The sequence below is a fragment of the Rickettsia canadensis str. McKiel genome, from assembly GCF_000014345.1.
Taxonomy (GTDB): Bacteria; Pseudomonadota; Alphaproteobacteria; order Rickettsiales; family Rickettsiaceae; genus Rickettsia; species Rickettsia canadensis.
In genome coordinates, this window is the sequence record NC_009879.1 from 623,947 (window position 1) to 645,331 (window position 21,385).

The window sequence follows — 21,385 nt, forward strand, 5'->3', positions numbered from 1 at the left end:
TTTGCAAGAAAATAAAGCAAGTATTCTTAAATTTTTTTATTTTTGTTGTTAATAATATATTATTTATTATCTATTTCAGCAAATACTTCTTCCCATGAACCGGTAGTCGCCGCCTTAGAATATTCAGTTGCTCTATTCTCAAAAAAATTAGTATGCTCGACACCGTTTAGCATTTCATCAAGCCAAGGAAGCGGGTTATGATTTACCAAATATACATCTTTGAGTCCTAGCTGCATTAAACGACGATCGGCAATATAACGAATATATTGTCTTACTTCATATGCCGTTAACCCCTCAATACCGCCGACTTCAAACGCAAGTTCAATAAAGGCATCTTCAAAATGCACGATAGTCGTACAAGCTCCATAAATACGTTTACGTAAAGTTTCTGTCCAAACTTCAGGATTTTCTCGTACAAAAGTCTTAAATAGAGTAATAATTGAGTTAGTATGGAGTGTTTCATCACGCACTGACCAAGCAATAACCTGTCCCATACCTTTCATTTTATTAAAACGAGGGAAATTAAGCATGATCGCAAAAGAAGCAAATAGCTGTAATCCTTCCGTAAAAGCTCCAAATACTGCTAAAGTAGTTGCTATATCTTCTTTAGTATCCACCCCGAATTGCTGCATATAATCATACTTGTCTTTCATTTCTTTATATTTAAGAAATGCTGAATATTCGACTTCTGGCATACCTACCGTATCAAGTAAATGCGAATATGCTGCAATATGTATCGTTTCCATATTAGAAAATGCCGATAACATCATCAATATTTCAGTCGGTTTAAATACACGTGAATAATGCTTCATATAGCAATTATTCACTTCTATATCTGCCTGAGTAAAAAAGCGAAATATTTGCGTTAATAAATGCTTTTCACCTGGGGTTAAGTTATATTTCCAATCTTTAACATCGTCGGCAAGCGGTACTTCTTCCGGTAGCCAATGAATTTTTTGTTGAGTGTGCCAAGCGTCATATGCCCATGGATATGAAAACGGTTTATAAATTGGACTTGCATCAAGTAGTGACATAACTTATTCTTATTTATTTTTTTTTCTTAATAACACATCTATCATATAACTCACTTGTAGGCATTGTTGCATGGCTCGTATTTTCCGTCATTGCGAAAAACACTATAAGTTTTGATGAAGCAATCAATCAAGTAATATTTAATGTCATGCCATGGTATCTTAGGACAAAATGTATTATACAAGATACCGTGGTCAAGCCACGGTATAATACCGGACACGTTTCTCGATTCCTGTAACAACAATACTTACTGACAAGCTAAGCATTCTTCGTAGTTCCCAGCTTCTGCTATCTTATTATTTTGTTTCTCTAAATCCTTAAAATCTGCCTTTAGTACATCATGCGATACCTTATCAGCGCGCTGTATTGATGTCGATCTACAGTAATATAAACTTTTTACGCCTTTTTTCCAGGCTTTAAAATGAATGTTATTTAAATATTTCTTACTAACGTTACCTGGTAAAAAGATATTTAATGATTGTGCTTGAGTAATATAAGGAGTACGATCGCTTGCCAGTTCAATTAACCAATTCTGATCAATTTCATAGGCAGTTTTGAAAACCTGCTTTTCTTCTGCAGATAAAAATGTTAAATGTTGCACCGATCCTTCATGTGTTGCAATCGAAGACCAAACTTGATCATTATTAAATCCTTTCTCTTCTAATAACTTTTCTAAATGTTTGTTACGTACGTTAAAAGATCCTGTTAAAGTTTTCTGTACAAAGCTATTAGCGGCAAACGGTTCTATTCCTGGTGAGGCATTACCTGCTATTACCGAAATTGAAGCGGTAGGTGCTATTGCAGTTTTATTGCTAAACCGCTCATTGCTTCCGGCATCTAGAGCGTCAGGACATGCTCCTTTTTCTTTACCGATTTCTATTGAGGCTTTATCGGCTTCAGCCGATATATATTCAAATATTTTTTTATTCCAAACTTTTGCCATAACCGATTCTATCGGTACTTTTTTCATTTGCAAAAATGAGTGGAATCCCATTACGCCAAGCCCAACGCTTCGCTCACGTAACGCCGAATATTTAGCTCTTGCCATGGTATCCGGTGCTTTATTAATAAAGTCTTCTAAAACGTTATCAAGGAACAACATAATAGAATGGATAAATGCTTTATCGTCTTTCCACTCTTCAAAATACTCCAAATTCAAAGAAGAAAGGCAGCAAACGGCAGTTCTTGAATTTCCTAAATGATCAATTCCTGTAGGCAATGTAATTTCGCTACAAAGATTGGACATTTTAACTTGAAGCCCTAGTTTTTTATGATGTTCAGGAATAGATTTATTAACGCTATCGATAAATAACAGATACGGCTCACCTGTTTCTATTCTAGTAGTTAATAATTTGATCCATAAGTCTCTTGCTCGGACTTTGTTTGTAACTTTTTTGGTAGCAGGACTAACAAGGTTAAAATCCGTATTGTTTTCAACGGCATTCATAAATTCATCGGTAATAGCTATACCGTGATGAATATTAAGAGATTTTCTATTTACATCCCCTCCTATTGGACGTCTTATATCGATAAACTCTTCAATTTCAGGGTGATTAATAGGTAAATATACAGCCGATGAACCTCGTCTAATAGAACCTTGTGAAATAGCAAGAGTCATAGAATCCATTACTTTAATAAATGGTATAATACCAGATGAATGACCTTTATTATGAATTTCTTCGTTAATAGATCGTACATTTCCCCAATAGCTACCAATCCCCCCTCCTCTTGAAGCTAGCCAAACATTTTCCGTCCATAAATTTACTATATCGTCTAAGCTATCGTTGGTCTCATTCAAGAAGCATGATATAGGTAATCCTCTATCAGTTCCGCCGTTACTTAAAATCGGTGTTGCCGGCATAAACCACATTTTACTCATATATTCATATAGCTTTTGAGCATGCTGTTTATTTTCTGCATAATAACTAGAAACTCTTGCAAATAAATCTTGAAAATCCTCACCTTTCATAAGATATCGATCTCGCAGAATAGCTTTACCAAAAGGAGTAAGTAAATTATTGTGGCTATTGTTTATATTTATTTGAAATTTGTTTTTTTTAAGCATATTCATTATAAGTACTAATGTGGGGTTATAGGCGTTATTTATAATGCTTATTTTAAAAAATGACACTATATTCAGTGTGTAGAAGCTTTACCTAAGTAGACACGAGAATAATAATTTATTCAATATAAATATTTATTTTTTTTTAGATTTTTGACTTGACAATAAAACATTGGCTTAACCTTCAAGAATTAAAATTTTAATCAAATAGCTTGAATAAATTGAATATCGGCAAATCTAGTTGAGTTAGACCAAGAAGATGCTTTAGTTATAATATCCCCTACTTTGCGCCAATTAGTCATTTTTGTTTACATCCTCATACGTCCAGTTTGTTTCTAAGCGTGTAAATTTATTTTGGTTTTTGTGGTATTGTTAATTTTAGAAAAATTTGCTTTCACAGCTTTGGTTTGAAATAAAAAACTATAACTATATATGCCGTTTTCAGTGAAATAATTGAATTCATCTACTCCAGCTAAATAATTAATATCATCATTTTGGCTAAGAGTTATAATATGCCACGCTCATAAGATAGTCGGAAATATAGCAGTTTTATTATATATTTATAGTGAAACTATAAATTCACTATTGCCTGCAATTTCATTGAAGTTATTCCCAAATTCTACCTCTAGAGATAATTGGGACAATGATTCTAATCTCTCATCCTCCCGTACGTTTTTTATGTACACTTGCGGTTTCGAAGGAGCAGTGTCTCTCCAAGAGATTCAGAAATGCTCCATCTGCAAAGCTTAGTGATATAATAAAATAATACCTAAAAACCAATATTATTTTATTTATAAGTAAAACATAATTTGATGTTACCTTGATATTGTTATGAGTATACTATGTTAAACTATAAGATTTACCGTAGAAGTAAGACTATTCTCACACTTTACTCTACACGGTAATTCTTTCACCAAGATTCTATAGTCTTTTTCTCTAGTAGAAAATTCTGTGTATTTTTTAAAGCTATTCGTATCAATTGCATTTTACCGCCCTCTAAACTAAATGTTATGTGAGTTGTCACTAAATCTTTAGTTTCTTTATATTCTTCTATACTATCTTCGTACATACATTTTAAAAGGACTAATTGAAACTTTTTAGGTGTATAATCATTATTTCCGTCATAGTTTACTATCTTATTACTTTTGTGTATCTCTATGTTGACAGGTATGAGCTAGTAGCACTAGCAAAAGAATTAATAATATCAAATAGAATAGGTAAAAATCTTAAAAATATTTATAATATTAATATGCTACCGTAATTGTATCGTTATAAGTATCATAAGGCACATCTTGTGCCCCTGGAAAGTATCTTGCCTTATGTATGTGAGTGCTCTTTAACTAGTAGTATTAGTAATACCGGTCATTTTTCGAGTAGTTGTAGTAGCAGCTTGACTGGCATTTAATAAAAACAGTATCAGGAGTACCTAAGTTATAGTAAGCGTATTTATTTGCAAGGAATATATCGACAGTTGGAATATTAAGTACCGAAAAATAAAGGAGTAGCAACAACTAAGCATGACGGTAAAACAGTTGCACTAACAAAGAAAAAAAGTATTGGCAGATGAAGCAACTATTATTACCTATACTTATAGTTAAGATAATAAAACCAATAATATTTCGTAGAATTCTTATTCATAGTTTTAATTATTAAATTAATATTTATTAATTAATCTTTACAAATCTTAATGATTTTACAAGACTAAATTAAAAAAATTATTATACTTTAATATAAAAATATGATATTTTTGCTACAATAATTTGTGTTAGTTTTTCTTTAAATTGTATTATTTTTTTGGGTATTAAATGGCTATTAAAATAGCAATCATTCAATTTAAGTCTCATTGTCTTTGAAGTAATAGAAAAATTACAAACCGATAGGAATCTATTATTACTAAAAAATCTCATTATTCAGTATGCTAATAAAAAATAAGGCTAAGATCAAAACTGATATACTAGAACTAATAGATGAAAAGTGGAATATAGAACAACCTTTAAATTCATATTGTCGAGACCTATCACAATTATATTCTACTGTTTTATCTCTAAAATATACTCATATAACAATTGATTATTTCCTCAATATCTAATAAAATTATTTTTAAAATTTAAATATAAAAAAATAATGTATAATACTGATGTTGTAATAATAGGCGCCGGTCCGGTTGGGTTGTTTGCAGTTTTTCAGGCAGGAATGTTTGGCATGAAATGTCACGTTATTGATGCACAAGAGACAATTGGCGGTCAGTGTATTACTCTATACCCTGAAAAGCCTATTTATGATATACCGGCATATCCTAAAATCGTAGCAGAAGAACTAATAAAACAGTTAGAGCTTCAAGCAGCTCCTTTCAAGCCTGTATATCATTTAAATCAGCAAGCTATAGAGCTAAATAAGCAAGGTGATTTTTTTGAAATTAAAACCTCAAAAAACACTCTTATTAAAAGCAAAATTATTATTATTGCAGCAGGAGCAGGTTCATTCGGTCCGAACAAACCTCCTCTTGCAAATATTGAAGATTTTGAAGGCAAATCGGTTTTCTATTTCATTAATGATAAAAATAAATTCACAGGTAAAAATATAGTTATAGCAGGCGGCGGGGATTCGGCTGTTGACTGGGCTATTTCTCTTTCAGAGATTGCAAATAAAATATATTTAGTTCATCGACGTGATAAATTTACGGCTAGCCCTGAAAGTGTAAGACAGTTAAGAAATCTTGCAGAAACCGGTAAGATTGAATTAGTAATCGGTTATCAGTTAAATGCTTTAGATGGTAATAATGGTGAACTTCAATCAGTTATAGTTAGAGATCTACAAAATAATACCCATAAATTAGAGGCTAATATATTGCTACCGTTTTTTGGTTTAAAACAAAATTTAGGTAGCTTAGCAAATTGGGGTTTAAATGTTAAGCTTCAACATATTGAAGTAGACAATTCCTACTATCAAACTAATATAGAAGGTATATATGCCATTGGTGATATTGCTCATTACACTGGTAAACTTAAACTGATTCTTATAGGTTTTGCTGAAGCGGCAAGTAGCCTTCATCACGCTTATAGTAGAGTATTTGATGGTAAAGCCTTACATTTTGAGTATTCTACCACAAAATATGGGAAAAATGGGAAAAAGAAGTAAGATAAAAATTATAGTACCATACCGATTTTACTTTATGTTATTCCAACAGACGCATTGTTGCATGTCCCAATATAGCGTGGTCCCACCTACACGGCAATGACATACATAATTTTTGTAAAAATCGTAAGATATTATGGATAAAAATATAGTGAATAATATAATTGACGGTAAAGCGTTAGCAAATGAGATATTGGCAGATTTAAAACTAGAAATTCAAGAGCTTAAAGATAAAACTAACACTTCACCAAAGCTTGCTATAGTATTAGTAGGCAACAATCCGGCAAGTATTATTTATGTAAAACATAAAATAAAAAATGCTCACAACATAGGAATCGATACTTTATTAGTAAACCTATCTACTAATATTCATACAGATGATTTAATATTGAAAATCAACGAGTTAAACCTCAATAACGAGATTTCTGGAATTATAGTTCAACTGCCTTTACCAAGATCCATAGATACAAATAAAATTTTATCTGCTGTATTACCCTTGAAAGATATCGATGGTTTTCATCCTTTAAATGTCGGTTATTTACATAGCGGTATTAGTCAAGGCTTTATACCCTGCACTGCTCTTGGTTGTCTTGCAGTTATAAAAAAATATGAAACGAATTTAAGCGGTAAAAATGTTGTAATTATTGGACGCTCAAATATAGTAGGTAAACCTTTAAGCGCTTTACTATTAAAAGAACATTGCAGTGTTACTATCTGTCATTCTAAATCACAAAATTTAAGTAAGATTAGCTCTAAAGCTGATATCGTTATTGCTGCAATAGGGAGTCCTGTAAAATTAACTGCAGAATATTTTAATCCTGAATCTATAGTAATTGATGTAGGTATTAATAGAATTAACGGCAATAAAATTATTGGTGATGTTGATTTTGAAAATGTTAAGTCTAAAGTAAAATATATTACTCCTGTTCCTGGCGGTATCGGACCTATGACTATTGCGTTTTTACTTAATAATACAGTAAAAGCGTTTAAAGATTCTTATAGTACCGTATGTCATTAGGTTATATAATAACACCTATACTTCACTGTTATAAATATTAGAAAGTTCTACATAATTTATTATGTTATCTCGCATATATTCTAAATCTTGGTCGGAAATATCTAACAAATTTTGTAGGGCAGCCCATCTATAATTCCTTAGATTTAATTATAATCTACCCAAGAAATATTACCGTCTTTACGGTAATAAACTATATTGATACGATCATTATTGATATTTTTAAATACTACCGCAGGTAAATCTTCTAAATCCATTTTCATAACCGCCTCTTTTACTGATAATTTTAATATTTCTACAGGCTTCTCAGCAATAATTGCCGGATTATCATTATCTTCAGAGTTAGAGGTTTCACTATCAGGTTGCGAACTAATAACATATTTAGTACCTTCGTAAGCAATTTCGGATATTTTTACTTTACCCGTATGATGATTTTTGAATTTTGATTTATATTTTCTAAGCTGTTTCTCTAGTTTTGACATAGCTTTATCAAAAGCTACATATATATCGCTACAACTATCATTACTTTTGACTATATTATGTTTGCCTGGACCATATTTTACTATAATGTCACACTTAAAGTTAATTCCCTCTTTTGAAAAATGTATATCTATATTTATTATATCGTTAAAATATTTTTTAACGACTTGCGTAGCCCTATCTTTTGAATATTCTTGTAAGCTATTACCAATCGAAATATGTTGAGCTGAAACTGAAATAATCATAAATAACCTTTATAATTTTGAATAAATTAATATATAGGCATTACTTAATAACACCTATACAATTAATTTATATTTAAAGTAATTTCAAGTTTTATTACAAATTAATTTAACTGTAGCCGCGAGCTTAGGAGGAGTTATCTTGAAAACTTAATTCATTAGTGTTATATTTTGCTTTTGTTACTTCTTTCTTTGTGAAAATATTATCGCTCTATTATTGCCTGCGTAATAATAGCACTTCTAAGAGCAATATCGGGTATAGGATTATAAGGAATAGTTTAATTTAACGACATATGGTTTAGTTATATAAAACCTCTAAAGATTTTGTGAATATAGGTGTAACCAATAGGTTTTTCTTTTTTAACAAAATCCTCAAAAAGGATACAACTAATAATAACAACTGGGATTAATAGAGATATCTATTGATTATAATATTGGTGATAAACAATAGCGTTTAGAGGTTTAGGTTCTATATATTTTTTGACAAATAAGATATTTTACTCTTGCAGAAATGGAAGAATTGTTATATGTATTGTTATCTCTTATATATAAGGGGGTGTAGCTCAGTTGGTTAGAGCGTCTGCCTGTCACGCAGAAGGTCGCGGGTTCGAGTCCCGTCACTCTCGCCAATATTTTCAAAGGTTTCAGAACTTTCCACCATTTTTAAAAGCTCGTATATTCAATATAAAATTATTTTCATCATAGAAAAAATTTTAACTAAATTTAAATATGATATGGTACCGAGAATAATTAAACAAAATAAACCTAAGGGTTGACTTTAAGAAGCTCTTATCAATTAAGAGTATAATCTTTTGACATGGCAATTTATATACAATACTGTCTAAATATGGCTCAATTATAGTTATGCTTTCTTTTATAGTGTTGTGGTGCATAACAGTTACAACTCCTGATTGAACTTAAATAATTCAAGTGTGACCACCAAGAAGCCTAGTTAAAACTAATGGTGATAAGGGAGTTAGAAACACCATCAATAAAAACAGCTGAGTAGTTTTTAGGCTTGAAGGTAATACTTATAAGAACTACTACATCCTCAACCATAAGATATATCGAAGAATGAACCAATTGGGGTTGTATATTTACAGAGAGTTTTAACCATGCATTAGACACGGCTAAATAACATAAAAGGTACTTACTTGCATAGCCTTTCTCGACTGCAGGTAACTGACGATCCCACCTACTTTCTAGCAATAGAAATTTTAAACTATATTTCGTTATGTTCAATCAATGTTTTGCAGGATCAAAATCTTGAGGACATTTTGTAGGCGGTAAGCTTTCGTACAACAGACACCTATATAATTTGGAAAATGTAACTGTAGCAATGACAAAATTCTATAATCTATAATATTACATGGATTAATGGCTTGAGAATTAATAATAAGAGTTTTCTATATTAACGCGAGGAGTAAGATAGAGAGTTTTTTAGGCTTAGAAGAGAACATTGGCATTTCAGATAAATCTGCTCCCATTAACAATTAAATTGGTATAGCTGAAATTTACATCCAAATATAGAGTTTTATGGAACTTTAAATAGATTACTGCCTGTAAAATTTACACCAACTAGACTAGAATGATCAAAAATTGTGAAAAAGAAAAATCATTATAACGTAAGTCTGCAAGCAAAAAATCTATATTAATAAATTGGCGATGTTAAAAATTATTAAAATTCAAGGTTGCTTTAATAAAACTTACTTTCTCAAAGTAAAAATTTCTAAAACCATTATACAATTCACCTATTTCACTTAAGTTGATACCATTTAAAAATTTAGGATTTTGCCTATCAGCAAGTATTACTAAGTGTACAACTTTATTATCTATAGATATCAAGAGTAAATTCATATCTTGCAAAAGCTAAGGCATATAATATCAGGTACAACCCAAAGTGAGTGTAACCAAAATTTAATTTGATGGCGAGAACAAAATTTATAAATTAATTTAAAGGGATTCATAAAAATTTAGTGAACAATACAACGAAAATATCTTAAATTTTTAGTAAAATGTAAAGTAATTTTAATAAACTCTACTATTTATAAAGCACCTGATATAGCACAAGCACTAGGTTTCACTACTCACAGAGTAATTAATTGGTAATTATAACAGTGCAGAAGATATTATAAAAAATAGCGAGCATAATAAAACCGCTACCAAAATTAATAGTGAGCCAGTTGGTGGATCGGTATCGCAAATTATTAAAAGTGAGGTTAGAGTAACGAACCGGATCGCTGAAGTACCGATAAGCTCCTTTTATCAGTCTGCTGTTATGGACGCTCTAAATAATCTAAAAATCGAGATAATCGTTGTAATATCATCGGCACAAGTTGGTAAGACGAAAATCATTAACAACATAGTCGGCTACCATATTCATCAAGACCCCACACCGATATTAGTAGTACAACTGATAATTTTACCGACACTGCTTTTGGTATAGGTAATCATGTTAAGAGATTAAAGGAAGTATGTAACAATTTCTTTAAGGAATTACAAAGCAATATTTTAAAAATAACTTTGAAAGAAAATATATTGGTACAAGCCGGAGGGATGTGGTGGACTACTTTAGCGATTTATTTGGTGGCAGCGGTGGGTGTTTGGGCAGTCAGTCAGGAACAAGCAGCATTTTATCAGGGTTTGGTTCTACATTTGGTGGATTCTTTGCAAAAGGCGGTTCGCCTAAATAAAGCCCATATTGTCGGTGACTGCGGTAAACCTGAGTGATTTATACCAAATGCTATAGAAAACATCAAACCTTTTAGTAAAATACAATCAGCCGGTAGCGGTAATATTGTTGTTAACATGCATATCCAAACTCTCGGTGTCGCTTCCTTTACAAAGCCGCAATCCAATTATCGCTGATATGGCAAAGACAAACATAAAGAAGTAAACGTAATGTATAATATTATAAACTTGACAAGATGTTAGCACGATTTCAGAAATAATAAATTGTAGCAGCTATAGTAGAAAGAATAGCATAGAGTCAATTAAGCCCTATTTTTCATATAATATATTATATTTTGACTATTTTCCAACCCCCACACAACAGAGCCAAGGACTGCGTATAATAATAAATCTCTATTTATTTATCGGCGTTTCTACCAAAGCATGCTTCAGTACTTGATCAATATTTGATACGGATATAATTTCTAGGCTTTCTTTTATATTGGGCGGTATATCTTTTAAATCTTTGACATTCTCCTCTGGAATCAACACGGTTTTAATCCCTCCCCTACTCGCAGCTAATAACTTCTCTTTAAGACCGCCGATAGGCAAAACATTTCCTCTTAAAGTAATTTCGCCTGTCATTGCTACAGTACGGTGTACCGGTATTTTAGTCATTAAAGAAACAATAGTTGTAAACAAAGCACAACCGGCAGAAGGGCCATCCTTTGGAATAGCACCTGCCGGTACGTGAATATGAATATCAAAATCTTTATAATTTTCGTATTTTAATCCAAAATTTGTTGCTCTACTTCTAAAGCAGCTATAGGCAGCCATTACCGATTCTTTCATAACATCACCGAGTTTTCCGGTGGTCTTTATTTCACCTTTCCCTGGGAATGCTAAAGCCTCTATAGTTAAAAGATCTCCGTCTACTTCAGTATAAGCAAGGCCTGTAGTACTCCCGATTTGATCTTCTTTCTCAGCAAACCCGAAATTATATTTTTTAACCCCTAAAAATTCTTCAAGATTATTACTATCTATGGCAATATGCTTAACCGTTTTATTTGCTAAAATTTGCTTTAATGCTTTTCTAGTTAACGCTCCTATTTCACGCTCTAAAGCTCTTACACCTGATTCCTTGGTATAATATCTAATTAAATCTAAAATTGCCGTCTCGGATATAGTAATTTCACCTTTTTTAATTTTATGCATTTTAAATTGTTTTGGCACTAAATAATTTTTGGCAATTTGGAGCTTTTCTTCCTCTACATAACCGGAAATATATATTTTTTCCATTCTATCACTTAAAGCTCTGGGTAAATCATGAGAGTTAGCAGTAGCAATAAATATTACATTTGATAGATCATATTCTACTTCTAGATAATGATCCACAAAGTGACTATTCTGCTCAGGGTCCAATACCTCAAGCAAAGCAGATGCCGGATCACCTCTGAAGTCAGAACTCATTTTATCGATTTCATCAAGCAGCATTACAGGGTTACTAGTCTTAACCTTCTTAAGTTGACCTAGAATTTTACCGGGCATTGATCCAAGGTAAGTTTTTCTGTGTCCTCTAATTTCTGCTTCATCTCTAACACCGCCGAGAGCAAATTTAGTGTATTTTCTCCCCATTCCTTCGGCAATAGATTTTACAAGCGAAGTTTTACCGACTCCAGGAGGACCAATTAAACATAATATAGGCCCTCTAATTTTACTTGAACGCTGTAATACCGCTAGATATTCTATAATTCGTTCTTTAACTTTTTCAAGACCAAAATGATCGCGATTTAAAATTTGCTCAGCTTGGTTAATATCTATTTTGCTATTATCATATTTACCCCAAGGTAGACTAAGTAACGTCTCAAGATAGTTACGCGTTACTCCCGACTCCGCCGACATTTGGTTCATGGTACGGAGTTTCTTAAGTTCAGATTCAGCTTTTTCTTTAGCTTCTTTTGATAATCTTAAACTTTTAATTTTTTTCTCGATATCGGCAAGTTCTGATTTATCTTCATCAAGCTCTTTTTGAATCGCTTTCATTTGTTCGTGCAGATAATAATCACGCTGCGTTTTTTCGATTTGTTTTCTTACTCTTTGCTGCAACACTTGCTCGGTTTCTGAATTTACGATATTGGAAGTAAGTGTACTAATAACTGTAGTGATACGCTTAAAAGGACTAGTTTCTTCTAATAAATGCTGCTTTGCCTCAAGTGAAGTGATCAAATGTGCAGCTAGTATATTTATAATATTTATAAAATTAGTTCTATTACTTATTTCTTTATTTATAGTTTCAATAATTTCCGCATTAACTTTTTTATCATTAACCGCATATTTACTAAATAGTTGTACTGCATTATCCACTAATGAACGCATGTTATTAACGTCAAATATTTCTTCATCCGGAATAATTAAGTAATTTGCTTCAAAAGCTGCCTCACCTTTAATGTTACTCAGCTTTACTCTTGCCACTGCTTCTATTAAGATTTTTGCCGTATTATTAGGCAGCTTCACTATTTGGATAATCTTGGCAAGTATACCTGTGTTATAAAGATCATATTTATTAGGGTTTTCTTGATCAAATTTTTTCTGTAAAGTTATTAAAATATATTTACTATTATCTTCCTCGGAAATAGTAGTACGAGAGAGTGCTTGCAGCGATTTTTCCCTACCTACAAAAATAGGAGCAATTACCCCAGGAAATACTACCATATCTCGTAATACCATAAGTGGTAGAGATTTTTTATTCATCAATTAAAACCTTTTAAAATTTCTCATTATTAACTATATAATATAGTATAAACATGATTTCAAGCCATCTATTAATTATATTTATGAATTCATTACTACAATCCTCTCAAAATGTAGCAGCCGCACATAATAGAATAAAACAATATCTACATTTAACTCCAATCGTTCACTCCGAAAGCTTAAATGAGATGCTTGGTCATAAGATTTTTTTTAAAGTGGAATCATTACAAAAAACTGGTGCATTTAAAGTTAGGGGAGTATTAAATCATTTATTAGAATTAAAAGAGCAAGGGAAATTACCTGATAAAATAGTTGGTTATAGTACAGGTAACCATGGAATCGGTCTTGCTTATGCAAGGAAATTATTCGGTATTAAAACAAGGATCTACTTGCCGTTCAATACTGCAAAAGTAAAGCAACAAGCAGCTCTTTATTACGGCGGTGAAGTTATATATACAAATACTCGGCAAGAAGCAGAAGAGAGAGCAAAAGAAGATATGGAGCAAGGATTTTACTATATACATCCTTCCGATAGTGATTCTACGATAGCAGGTGCCGGCACGTTATGCTATGAAGCATTACAGCAGCTAGGCTTTAGTCCTGATGCTATTTTTACCTCTTGCGGCGGTGGCGGTTTAATTGCCGGATCATATCTTGCCAAGGAATTAATATCGCCGACAAGCTTGTTAATAGGGTCAGAACCTCTTATGGCTAATGATGCTTATTTATCGATTAAAAATAATAAGATATATAGGTTTAATAATGCACCTAATACCATAGCAGATGGTCTTAAAACCTTGAGTGTATCAACTCGTACATTTGAATATTTGAAAAAGCTTGATCATTTTTATTTAGCAGAAGAACATGAAATATACTACTGGACAGCATGGCTTACTCATTTACTAAAAGTAATATGTGAGCCGTCAAGTAGCATAAATATGGTTTCGGTAATAAATTTTTTAAAAATGCAATCCCAACCTCAAAAGTTACTAGTACTAATCTCAGGCGGTAATATCGATCCTATTCTTTATAATGAGCTATGGAAAGAAGAGTATTTAACCGTTCTACCTAATATTAAAATTTAACCTTTACTTCTTACTACTCCTCGATTTTTAGTAAGAGCATTAGGATCATTTTGCGTTGGTGTTATATTAGCACTTCTCAATTTTATTAAATCTTCAAACATAGTTTTATCAAATGCTATTGGATTGATTTTTCTTAATTCTGCTAAATTAAAATTATTAACTTGTTGCGGTTGCACTACAATAGGCCCACTACTCATATCAGGAATTAAATTTTTAAATTCAGGATTGGTTATTGCTTTTTCCTTATTTTGATTCAAAAATTTTGTTAGACATTCAGCAATTTCAGGATTTGTTAAAGCATTTGAAAAAATTTTATCATTAATTGTTTTTACTACATATTCATCATTTAGAGTAATATATTTATCTACAACTTTTCCTAATCTTTCTGCCAAATAATTTTTACCTGTAAATATCTGCTTAAATTTTTCCCATAAAGAAGTACCTCTATCATTAATATATTTTAACTCAGTGGCTATTTTAGTACTATTTTCAGCTAGATAGGTAGAATGTAACTTACTTAATTTCTTTATTATTACTTCAGGATTCTTTATGCCGGATGATTTAGTCAGTATAATAGTTTGCTCTAATTGCTTACTAATTTCATTATTTTTTTCTAATCTATTATTAATCTGCTGCACTGTATTAGTGGCTGCCTTTTGTAATGCCTTAAATTCCACTTGAGATAATTGATTTACTCTTGGAATAAACTGCTTACTATCTTTATCAAATTTCTGATTTTGATCTCCTTGAATAATAAATTTTTCATATTTTTCAAGTTTTTCTGAAGTATTTTTAGGATCTTGTTTTAAAATTTCTATAGCTTTATCTTTTATAGCTTGTGCATATTGTTCTTTAGGTATAGCTTTCCCACTTACAGCTATTAATGCTTCTTTCGTTGCTCTTATAGGATTGGCAAAGATTTCTTGTGCATCTTCTATACCCATGAATGATAATTTATCAAAAGGGCCGCCTGGATTTAGAGGAAGTACAAAACCCTTAAGTGCTGCCTCAGCCCTAGCGACATCGAACTTTCGCCTATCTGCTACACTAGGTATTAGTTTTATATCTTGTCCTAAATTAATATGCAGGTTATCTACTAATTTTTGTACCTCTTTATTTTCTACAACTTCACTAATAATTTTACTGGCAAGCACTTCAAGCGTACTAGTAATATATTCTTCAGATTGTAAATATTGTTGAATAGGGTCTAGAGTAATAATATTTTTATGCAAAGTATCTAATCTACTATCGATTTTTGCTATATCCACTATTTTTGTTTTTACTACATCCGATATCTCAGTTACTTCATCATTTTTTTTAATTGTTTCAGTATGATAACCTCTATTAGTGACCACTCCTGTCATATATTACTCATTATTAAAATAATTTGCTAAAGTATTTTATACTAAAATTTTATAATTTGCAAGCTATGATCGTGTCAGCCCCTGTTTTGCCTTACTCTCTACTTTTATTAAGATTTTCAACGTGAGGTTTAGAAGTTGATATAGATGGTTTTAAACTTTGTACTTTTTTGTTGGGCTTGCCCGTGCTCTTTTCCTTTATTACTAGGTGAGTTTTTTTTGCCAATACGTAAATCCGTCACTATTTGCTTTTAGGACAGTGAATGCTTTCTCTATATTTTTTTGAGCATAATCTACACCGGTAACAAATTTTACAATATATTATTTTTTGCTGTTTTTTGTAATTCTTGTACTATAATTTCTCCTGATTCTTTGCGTATTCTGCTAAATATTCAGGATCTAACTCTGTTAATGCTTTTTTAGTACCGTTAACAAGTCCAGGATTACTACTTTCAAGTAATGGAGCAAAATCCTTAACAATTTTGCTACCTTGACCTTGCTCTATCATCTTTTCAGGCGATAGCTTACTTATTGCTGGTAGTAATGGTTTGATTATCTCAGGCTCTTTTATTCTTTGCTCATAAATACATGATAAAGTTTTTGTCTCTCTTTCGTTTGTTTGAAAAATAATTTTCAAAAATTAATTAAAACTTGTAAAAAGCATTGTATTTTTTCACAGAAGAGGTCCTGATTGTAATTTCGTCAGGAATTTCGGTTATGAATCTTGAAGGGTAAGAGCGTACTATTTCATAAAATATTTTGCGGCTTTCCGCATAGGTAATATAGAGGTCTTTTTTAGCTCTAGTAATGCCGACATAAGCAATACGGCGTTCTTCTTCTAAGCCTTTTTCGCCATCTTCGTCTAGAGATTTTTGAGATGGAAATACCCCCTCTTCCCAACCAGGTAAAAACACTACATCAAACTCAAGCCCTTTAGCAGCGTGCAGGGTCATGATAGTTACGGAACCGCCGTAATGAGTTTCTAAGCTCTCATTTTCCATAACTAAGCTTGAATGTTCGATAAAATCATGAATATCATTAAACTCGGCAATAGCTCTAAGCATTTCATTAATATTCTCGATTCTACCGAATGCCTCTTCAGTTTGCTCCTCCTTAAGCATTTCAAGGTAACCGGAATCATGAAGTATTGCTTTAACAACATTTATCGGGGCATCGGTGTTAAATCTTTCATGCCAATTATCGATTTTAGTAACAAAATCTTTTAGAGTTTCATATGATTTTGCTTTACCTTTTTCTAACATTTTCTTAATAGCTGCAAAATGAGAAATATTTTGCTCAATAGCATAGGCCTTAATTTTACTTAAAGTAGCTGCACCTATTGCCCTTTTTGGTACATTTACAATACGTTCAAGTGCAAAATTATCATTTTGATTCAAAGATATACGAATATAAGCAATGACATCTCTAATTTCCATTCGTTCATAGAATCTTAAACCCCCTATAATTTTATAAGGCATAGCACTATTTATAAAAGCTTCCTCAAAACTTCTAGTTTGGAAACCTGCCCGTACTAATATAGCGATATTACCTGCATTATATCGGTCTTCTCTTACTAATCTTTCTATTTCGCCGGCTATATATCTTGCCTCTTCTTTATCACTCCAACAAGAGACTATTTTTATCTTTTCACCATTTTCCCTATCTGTCCATAATGTTTTACCGTGACGGTTTTTATTATTATTGATAACATTGGAAGCGGCAGCAAGTATTGGTAGAGTTGATCTATAATTTTGCTCTAATTTAATAATTGTTGCACCGGAAAAATCTTTTTCAAAACGTAATATATTACCAACTTCTGCTCCCCGCCAGCCGTAAATAGACTGATCATCATCCCCTACACAACAGATATTTTTATATAAACTTGCGAGCATTCTTGCCCATAAATACTGCACAATATTTGTATCTTGATACTCATCTATCAAAATATACCGATATTTATCTTGATAATATTTTAATATATCAGGATTTTTAATAAACAGCTCATTATTATAAAGTAGAAAATCGCCAAAATCCAATGCATTAGAGATAAGAAGATTCTGTTGATATTCTTGATAAACAAGTTTTGCTACTCGTTGCACTGGTAGATTAGTATCTGAGACTGATAATTTACTTGGTAGTAATCCTTGATCTTTCCATCTAGAAATTATAATATGTATTAATTTAGGAGCATATTTTTTAGTATCAATATCTTTTAGCTTGACTATATCTTTAACTAATTTTAATTGTTCATCTTGACTAATAATAGTAAATCTGTTATTTAATCCAAGATTTAAATGCTCTATATGTTCCCGCAATATCCTAGCTGCCATTGAGTGGAAAGTACCGATATTCAGACCATCGCAATTAATTAAACTATGAACCCTTTCCACCATCTCTTTAGCTGCTTTATTAGTAAAAGTAACAGCTAGAATATTGTGAGGCGATGCTAAATTTTGATAAATAATATTAGCTATCCTTGAGGTCAGTACCTTTGTTTTACCAGTCCCTGCACCTGCAAGCAATAAAAGCGGTCCCTCAGTGTGAAGAACTGCTTTTTGCTGTTGCGGATTTAATGTATTTAGAAAATCTTGTTTTTGCACTATACCTGTCATACCCTCCACAGTATCCATAAAAAAAAATTTAAAAAGACTCGATGCCGTGATCAATTCACAGCAACATGACACTGTCCTAAAATAATATTCTTATTCTTGCTTATATCAATGAAAAAGATTACCTAATTCTTCTAAGGTTTTTAATAATATAAGAAAGAGTAATTATAGGGTTACAAAGAATTATTTTAAATAACCTAAAATAAGAGTTAAAATTTCTATCTTCAATAAACCAATTATATAAATCATTTATAGGTTTAATCTCAGTAGGAATAATATATTTATCTTTAAATAATTCTTTCAAAGCTCTTTTTGCCTGTTTTGCCTCTACTTTACGTTCTATTGTTAAGCTTTGATCATGAACTCTATAAAAATATAAAGATTCCGGTATATGAGTAAATTTTGTAACAAGCCCAAGACGAAGCCAATATTCATAATCGTCAACTAACTGCATATTTTCATTATATCCACCTACTTGCCTTGCTAAATCGGCTCTATACAAGAAACATGCACCTACGCAATCTCTAATTGGTAAAAATTCAGGTGATTCTTGATAGAGCCGTGCACCTATCCTACCCTGCTCATCGATTAAAGTATAATCAGTATATACAAGCCCTATCTCAGGTGAATTATCAAGTGTCCTAACCATTTTCTCTAAAGCATTTTCATGAAAAAGATTATCATCGGAAGTCCAAGTAAAATACCTCCCCTTAGCATCTTTAAAAGCAATATTAAGACTCGCCGGCAATGTTTTATTAGTCGCGTTTACTATTAGTTTAATACGTGAATCTTGCTCTGCATATTTCTTAGCTACTACAACGCTATTATCTTTTGAGCAATCATCAATAATAATAAGCTCAAAATCTTTAAAACTTTGATTAAGGCAGCTTTCAATAACAAAAGGTAATAGCTTCTCTCTATTGTAGACTGGCAGAACTATTGAGATTTTTGGAAGATTAATATGCATGTACTCCTAGAATATTAAGAGTATTTAAACTATAAGTTATATTTTTTATTAGTTCTGATTCTTCAAATTTGCATTTATCTTCAAAGATTAATAATATATTACTTAAAGCATTATTAAGACTTTGGTATATTATAATCTTTGTCTCTTCGTACCTTTGAATTAGCTGAATCAAAGGATAAGCATATTCAATTGATAACAATTCTTTATGCTGATCTAATAACCTAGTAAGACAATCAGATATTGCCCATAACCAAGGATCAACTCCATTTTTATTATCTATTAAAGAAACCACCTCATTGGTTCTGTCAATTGCTCTTTCAATATTCTTTATAGAAACTGACATAATTTATTATATTTTGTAAGTTTATATATTTAGTATTTTGATATTCAAATATACCTTCAAATGAGCCTTCAATTCCAAAACCTGAAGCTTTACGCCCTGCAAAAGGTGCTTTGGCATTTGCAGGTAACGGGTCATTAATCGATACCATACCCAAATCAAGCTTATCAGCTATCATTTGTGCCACGGGGATATATTATTTGAATATACATATCCTTGCAAGCCATATTCGGTATTATTAGCACGCTCTATTACTTCATCTAAACCTTTAAATCTATAGCACGCAATTACCGGACCGAATATTTCCGTTTTAAAGATATCCATATTATCTAAACAATCAGTAATAATAGTCGGTTCAATAAAATTATCAACAGCTTTACCGCCACAAATTAATTTAGCTCCTTTATTTTGTCCATCTGTTAAAAGCTTTTGTATTTTTTTATAGCCGCCCCATTAATTAATGGACCTATATCTGATGTTTTATCGAATCCGTCACCAGCTTTTATTTTAGTAAATTTAGCCTTCAGAATTTCTATAAATTTTTTATATATAGATTCTTCTATAAATATTCTGTTAGGGGAAGTACAAGACTAACCACTATTTCTAGTTTTAGCGATTACTAAATCACCTGCTACTTGTTCTAAATCATTCTCTGCCGTTATAATGAAAGGCGCATTGCCGCCAAGTTCCAAAGATAAACGCTTTATAGTATTTGCGGCAATTTTATATAGAATTTTACCTACATCTGTAGAACCAGTAAATGATAATTTCCGAAGCCTAAAATCTTCACAAAAAGCCTTACCTATAATATCCGAATTACCTGTAATTACATTAAATACTCCGGCAGACAAACCGGCATCACTTGCAAATTTTGCAAGTACTAAAGCTGATAGAGGCGGTAAGACGTGACGGTTTTAATATAACACTGCAACCAGCTGCTATTGCAGGAACTACCTTGCGTGTAATCATTGCATTTGGAAAATTCCAAGGAGTTATAGCAGCAGAAGGTCCTATACCGGTTCATATTGCGTAATAATTTTATGAGCTTTATTACTCCCAGATTTGATAGTCGAATGAATATTATGTATAGCATATGTATACCAATCAATAAAAGATGCTCCGTAGAGAATTTCTTTTTTTGATTCGGCAAATATCTTCCCCTGCTCTAAGGTTAACATATGACTTAACTCATCAATATTTGCAAGTACTAAGTTATACCATCTTCTAAGAATCACTATTCTTTCTTCAAATGCACTTTATGACCATGCAGGAAAAGCCTGAACTGTGTTATCTATTACAGAATTAATTTCATATAATTCTAAATTTGGAACTGTAGCAATTTCTTTTAAAGTCGAAGGATTAATAACGGATATTTGTTTCCTGAATTCTACAAATTCACCGTTTATATAATTCTTTCCTATAATGTTTTTAAGTAAATTCATATTTCCCTTAATAGTATTAATGACTTTGCTTGTTAAGCTGTGTATATCATTCCCGTAAAAGCAGGAAAGCATTGTTACGTATGGATCCGATGCCAACCATATCATCATCCTGCGACTTGATCACATGCTCCAGTTTTGTAAATTTTTCTAGATACTGTGTTCAAGCCATGATATGACACTGAACTCATTTTTCG

Annotated in this window: 15 protein-coding genes, 1 tRNA gene and 2 pseudogenes; 7 read left to right on the top strand and 11 right to left on the bottom strand. The window is 31.8% G+C overall.

Features of this window, described 5'->3' with window-relative positions; all coding sequences use genetic code 11:
• Positions 1–59: 59 nt before the first annotated feature.
• From A1E_RS02685 to A1E_RS06510, 3 genes are all read right to left on the bottom strand, one after another.
• A complete protein-coding gene (locus A1E_RS02685) occupies positions 60–1,034 on the bottom strand; it encodes a ribonucleotide-diphosphate reductase subunit beta (protein WP_012148730.1) in 975 nt (324 codons plus the stop codon).
• Between the two features lie 245 nt (positions 1,035–1,279).
• Positions 1,280–3,103, bottom strand: a complete 1,824-nt coding sequence (locus A1E_RS02690; protein ID WP_012148731.1) for a ribonucleoside-diphosphate reductase subunit alpha — start codon at positions 3,101–3,103, stop codon at positions 1,280–1,282.
• Positions 3,104–4,004: 901 nt separating this feature from the next.
• The gene (locus A1E_RS06510; protein ID WP_012148733.1) at positions 4,005–4,163 is read right to left on the bottom strand and encodes a hypothetical protein; all 159 of its coding nucleotides are present in this window, start codon (positions 4,161–4,163) and stop codon (positions 4,005–4,007) included.
• Positions 4,164–5,009: 846 nt separating this feature from the next.
• On the opposite strand from A1E_RS06510, the gene A1E_RS06855 reads away from it, so the two are divergent.
• The 3 genes and pseudogenes from A1E_RS06855 to folD all read left to right on the top strand — a co-directional run bounded on the left by A1E_RS06855 (position 5,010) and on the right by folD (position 7,247).
• Complete coding sequence (locus tag A1E_RS06855) at positions 5,010–5,183, top strand: hypothetical protein (protein WP_231259254.1); 174 nt, start codon at positions 5,010–5,012, stop codon at positions 5,181–5,183.
• 35 nt (positions 5,184–5,218) lie between these two features.
• Positions 5,219–6,214 (top strand): annotated as a pseudogene (locus A1E_RS02695) (NAD(P)/FAD-dependent oxidoreductase); the annotation flags it as partial.
• 166 nt (positions 6,215–6,380) lie between these two features.
• Positions 6,381–7,247, top strand: a complete 867-nt coding sequence (gene folD / locus A1E_RS02700; RefSeq protein WP_041405277.1) for a bifunctional methylenetetrahydrofolate dehydrogenase/methenyltetrahydrofolate cyclohydrolase FolD — start codon at positions 6,381–6,383, stop codon at positions 7,245–7,247.
• Between the two features lie 143 nt (positions 7,248–7,390).
• Here folD and hpf read toward each other — a convergent pair whose 3' ends face one another.
• Entirely contained in the window at positions 7,391–7,969 is a 579-nt protein-coding gene (hpf, locus tag A1E_RS02705; protein WP_012148736.1) for a ribosome hibernation-promoting factor, HPF/YfiA family, read from the bottom strand.
• A 549-nt stretch (positions 7,970–8,518) separates the two neighbouring features.
• Here hpf and A1E_RS02710 point away from each other — a divergent pair.
• From A1E_RS02710 to A1E_RS07140, 3 genes are all read left to right on the top strand, one after another.
• Positions 8,519–8,595, top strand: a tRNA-Asp gene (locus A1E_RS02710).
• Positions 8,596–10,217: 1,622 nt separating this feature from the next.
• Positions 10,218–10,412, top strand: coding sequence for a phage terminase large subunit family protein (locus A1E_RS05625; protein WP_269146073.1), 195 nt, complete (start codon positions 10,218–10,220; stop codon positions 10,410–10,412).
• A 112-nt stretch (positions 10,413–10,524) separates the two neighbouring features.
• Complete coding sequence (locus A1E_RS07140) at positions 10,525–10,659, top strand: hypothetical protein (RefSeq protein WP_269146066.1); 135 nt, start codon at positions 10,525–10,527, stop codon at positions 10,657–10,659.
• Between the two features lie 391 nt (positions 10,660–11,050).
• Here the strand turns inward: A1E_RS07140 and lon are convergent, their stop codons facing one another.
• Complete coding sequence (lon, locus tag A1E_RS02730; RefSeq protein WP_012148740.1) at positions 11,051–13,387, bottom strand: endopeptidase La; 2,337 nt, start codon at positions 13,385–13,387, stop codon at positions 11,051–11,053.
• Positions 13,388–13,470: 83 nt separating this feature from the next.
• Between lon and A1E_RS02735 the strand changes: the two genes are divergently transcribed.
• A complete protein-coding gene (locus A1E_RS02735; RefSeq protein WP_012148741.1) occupies positions 13,471–14,472 on the top strand; it encodes a serine/threonine dehydratase in 1,002 nt (333 codons plus the stop codon).
• Here the strand turns inward: A1E_RS02735 and A1E_RS02740 are convergent.
• The 6 genes and pseudogenes from A1E_RS02740 to A1E_RS02765 all read right to left on the bottom strand — a co-directional run bounded on the left by A1E_RS02740 (position 14,469) and on the right by A1E_RS02765 (position 21,191).
• On the bottom strand, positions 14,469–15,836 hold the full coding sequence (locus A1E_RS02740) for a hypothetical protein (protein WP_012148742.1): 1,368 nt from the start codon (positions 15,834–15,836) through the stop codon (positions 14,469–14,471). The genes A1E_RS02735 and A1E_RS02740 overlap by 4 nt on opposite strands.
• Before the next feature lie 349 nt (positions 15,837–16,185).
• Positions 16,186–16,470, bottom strand: coding sequence for a hypothetical protein (locus tag A1E_RS06860; RefSeq protein WP_012148743.1), 285 nt, complete (start codon positions 16,468–16,470; stop codon positions 16,186–16,188).
• 7 nt (positions 16,471–16,477) lie between these two features.
• Entirely contained in the window at positions 16,478–18,445 is a 1,968-nt protein-coding gene (pcrA, locus tag A1E_RS02750) for a DNA helicase PcrA (RefSeq protein ID WP_155799181.1), read from the bottom strand.
• Between the two features lie 118 nt (positions 18,446–18,563).
• Entirely contained in the window at positions 18,564–19,409 is an 846-nt protein-coding gene (locus A1E_RS02755) for a glycosyltransferase (protein ID WP_012148745.1), read from the bottom strand.
• Entirely contained in the window at positions 19,399–19,752 is a 354-nt protein-coding gene (locus A1E_RS02760; RefSeq protein WP_012148746.1) for a hypothetical protein, read from the bottom strand. The genes A1E_RS02755 and A1E_RS02760 overlap by 11 nt, the downstream gene beginning before the upstream one ends.
• Positions 19,727–21,191 (bottom strand): annotated as a pseudogene (locus A1E_RS02765) (NAD-dependent succinate-semialdehyde dehydrogenase). The gene A1E_RS02760 and the pseudogene A1E_RS02765 overlap by 26 nt, the downstream one beginning before the upstream one ends.
• Positions 21,192–21,385: the final 194 nt, after the last annotated feature.

What these genes read in the sequence shown, in the direction of transcription:
- A1E_RS02690 (WP_012148731.1), bottom strand. Translation starts at nt 3,103, where the DNA reads ATGAATATGCTTAAAAAAAACAAATTTCAAATAAATATAAACAATAGC.
- lon (WP_012148740.1), bottom strand. Translation starts at nt 13,387, where the DNA reads ATGAATAAAAAATCTCTACCACTTATGGTATTACGAGATATGGTAGTA.
- A1E_RS02755 (WP_012148745.1), bottom strand. Translation starts at nt 19,409, where the DNA reads ATGCATATTAATCTTCCAAAAATCTCAATAGTTCTGCCAGTCTACAAT.
- A1E_RS02740 (WP_012148742.1), bottom strand. Translation starts at nt 15,836, where the DNA reads ATGACAGGAGTGGTCACTAATAGAGGTTATCATACTGAAACAATTAAA.
- A1E_RS02735 (WP_012148741.1), top strand. Translation starts at nt 13,471, where the DNA reads ATGAATTCATTACTACAATCCTCTCAAAATGTAGCAGCCGCACATAAT.
- hpf (WP_012148736.1), bottom strand. Translation starts at nt 7,969, where the DNA reads ATGATTATTTCAGTTTCAGCTCAACATATTTCGATTGGTAATAGCTTA.
- A1E_RS06510 (WP_012148733.1), bottom strand. Translation starts at nt 4,163, where the DNA reads ATGTACGAAGATAGTATAGAAGAATATAAAGAAACTAAAGATTTAGTG.
- A1E_RS02760 (WP_012148746.1), bottom strand. Translation starts at nt 19,752, where the DNA reads ATGTCAGTTTCTATAAAGAATATTGAAAGAGCAATTGACAGAACCAAT.
- pcrA (WP_155799181.1), bottom strand. Translation starts at nt 18,445, where the DNA reads ATGACAGGTATAGTGCAAAAACAAGATTTTCTAAATACATTAAATCCG.
- A1E_RS02685 (WP_012148730.1), bottom strand. Translation starts at nt 1,034, where the DNA reads ATGTCACTACTTGATGCAAGTCCAATTTATAAACCGTTTTCATATCCA.
- A1E_RS06855 (WP_231259254.1), top strand. Translation starts at nt 5,010, where the DNA reads ATGCTAATAAAAAATAAGGCTAAGATCAAAACTGATATACTAGAACTA.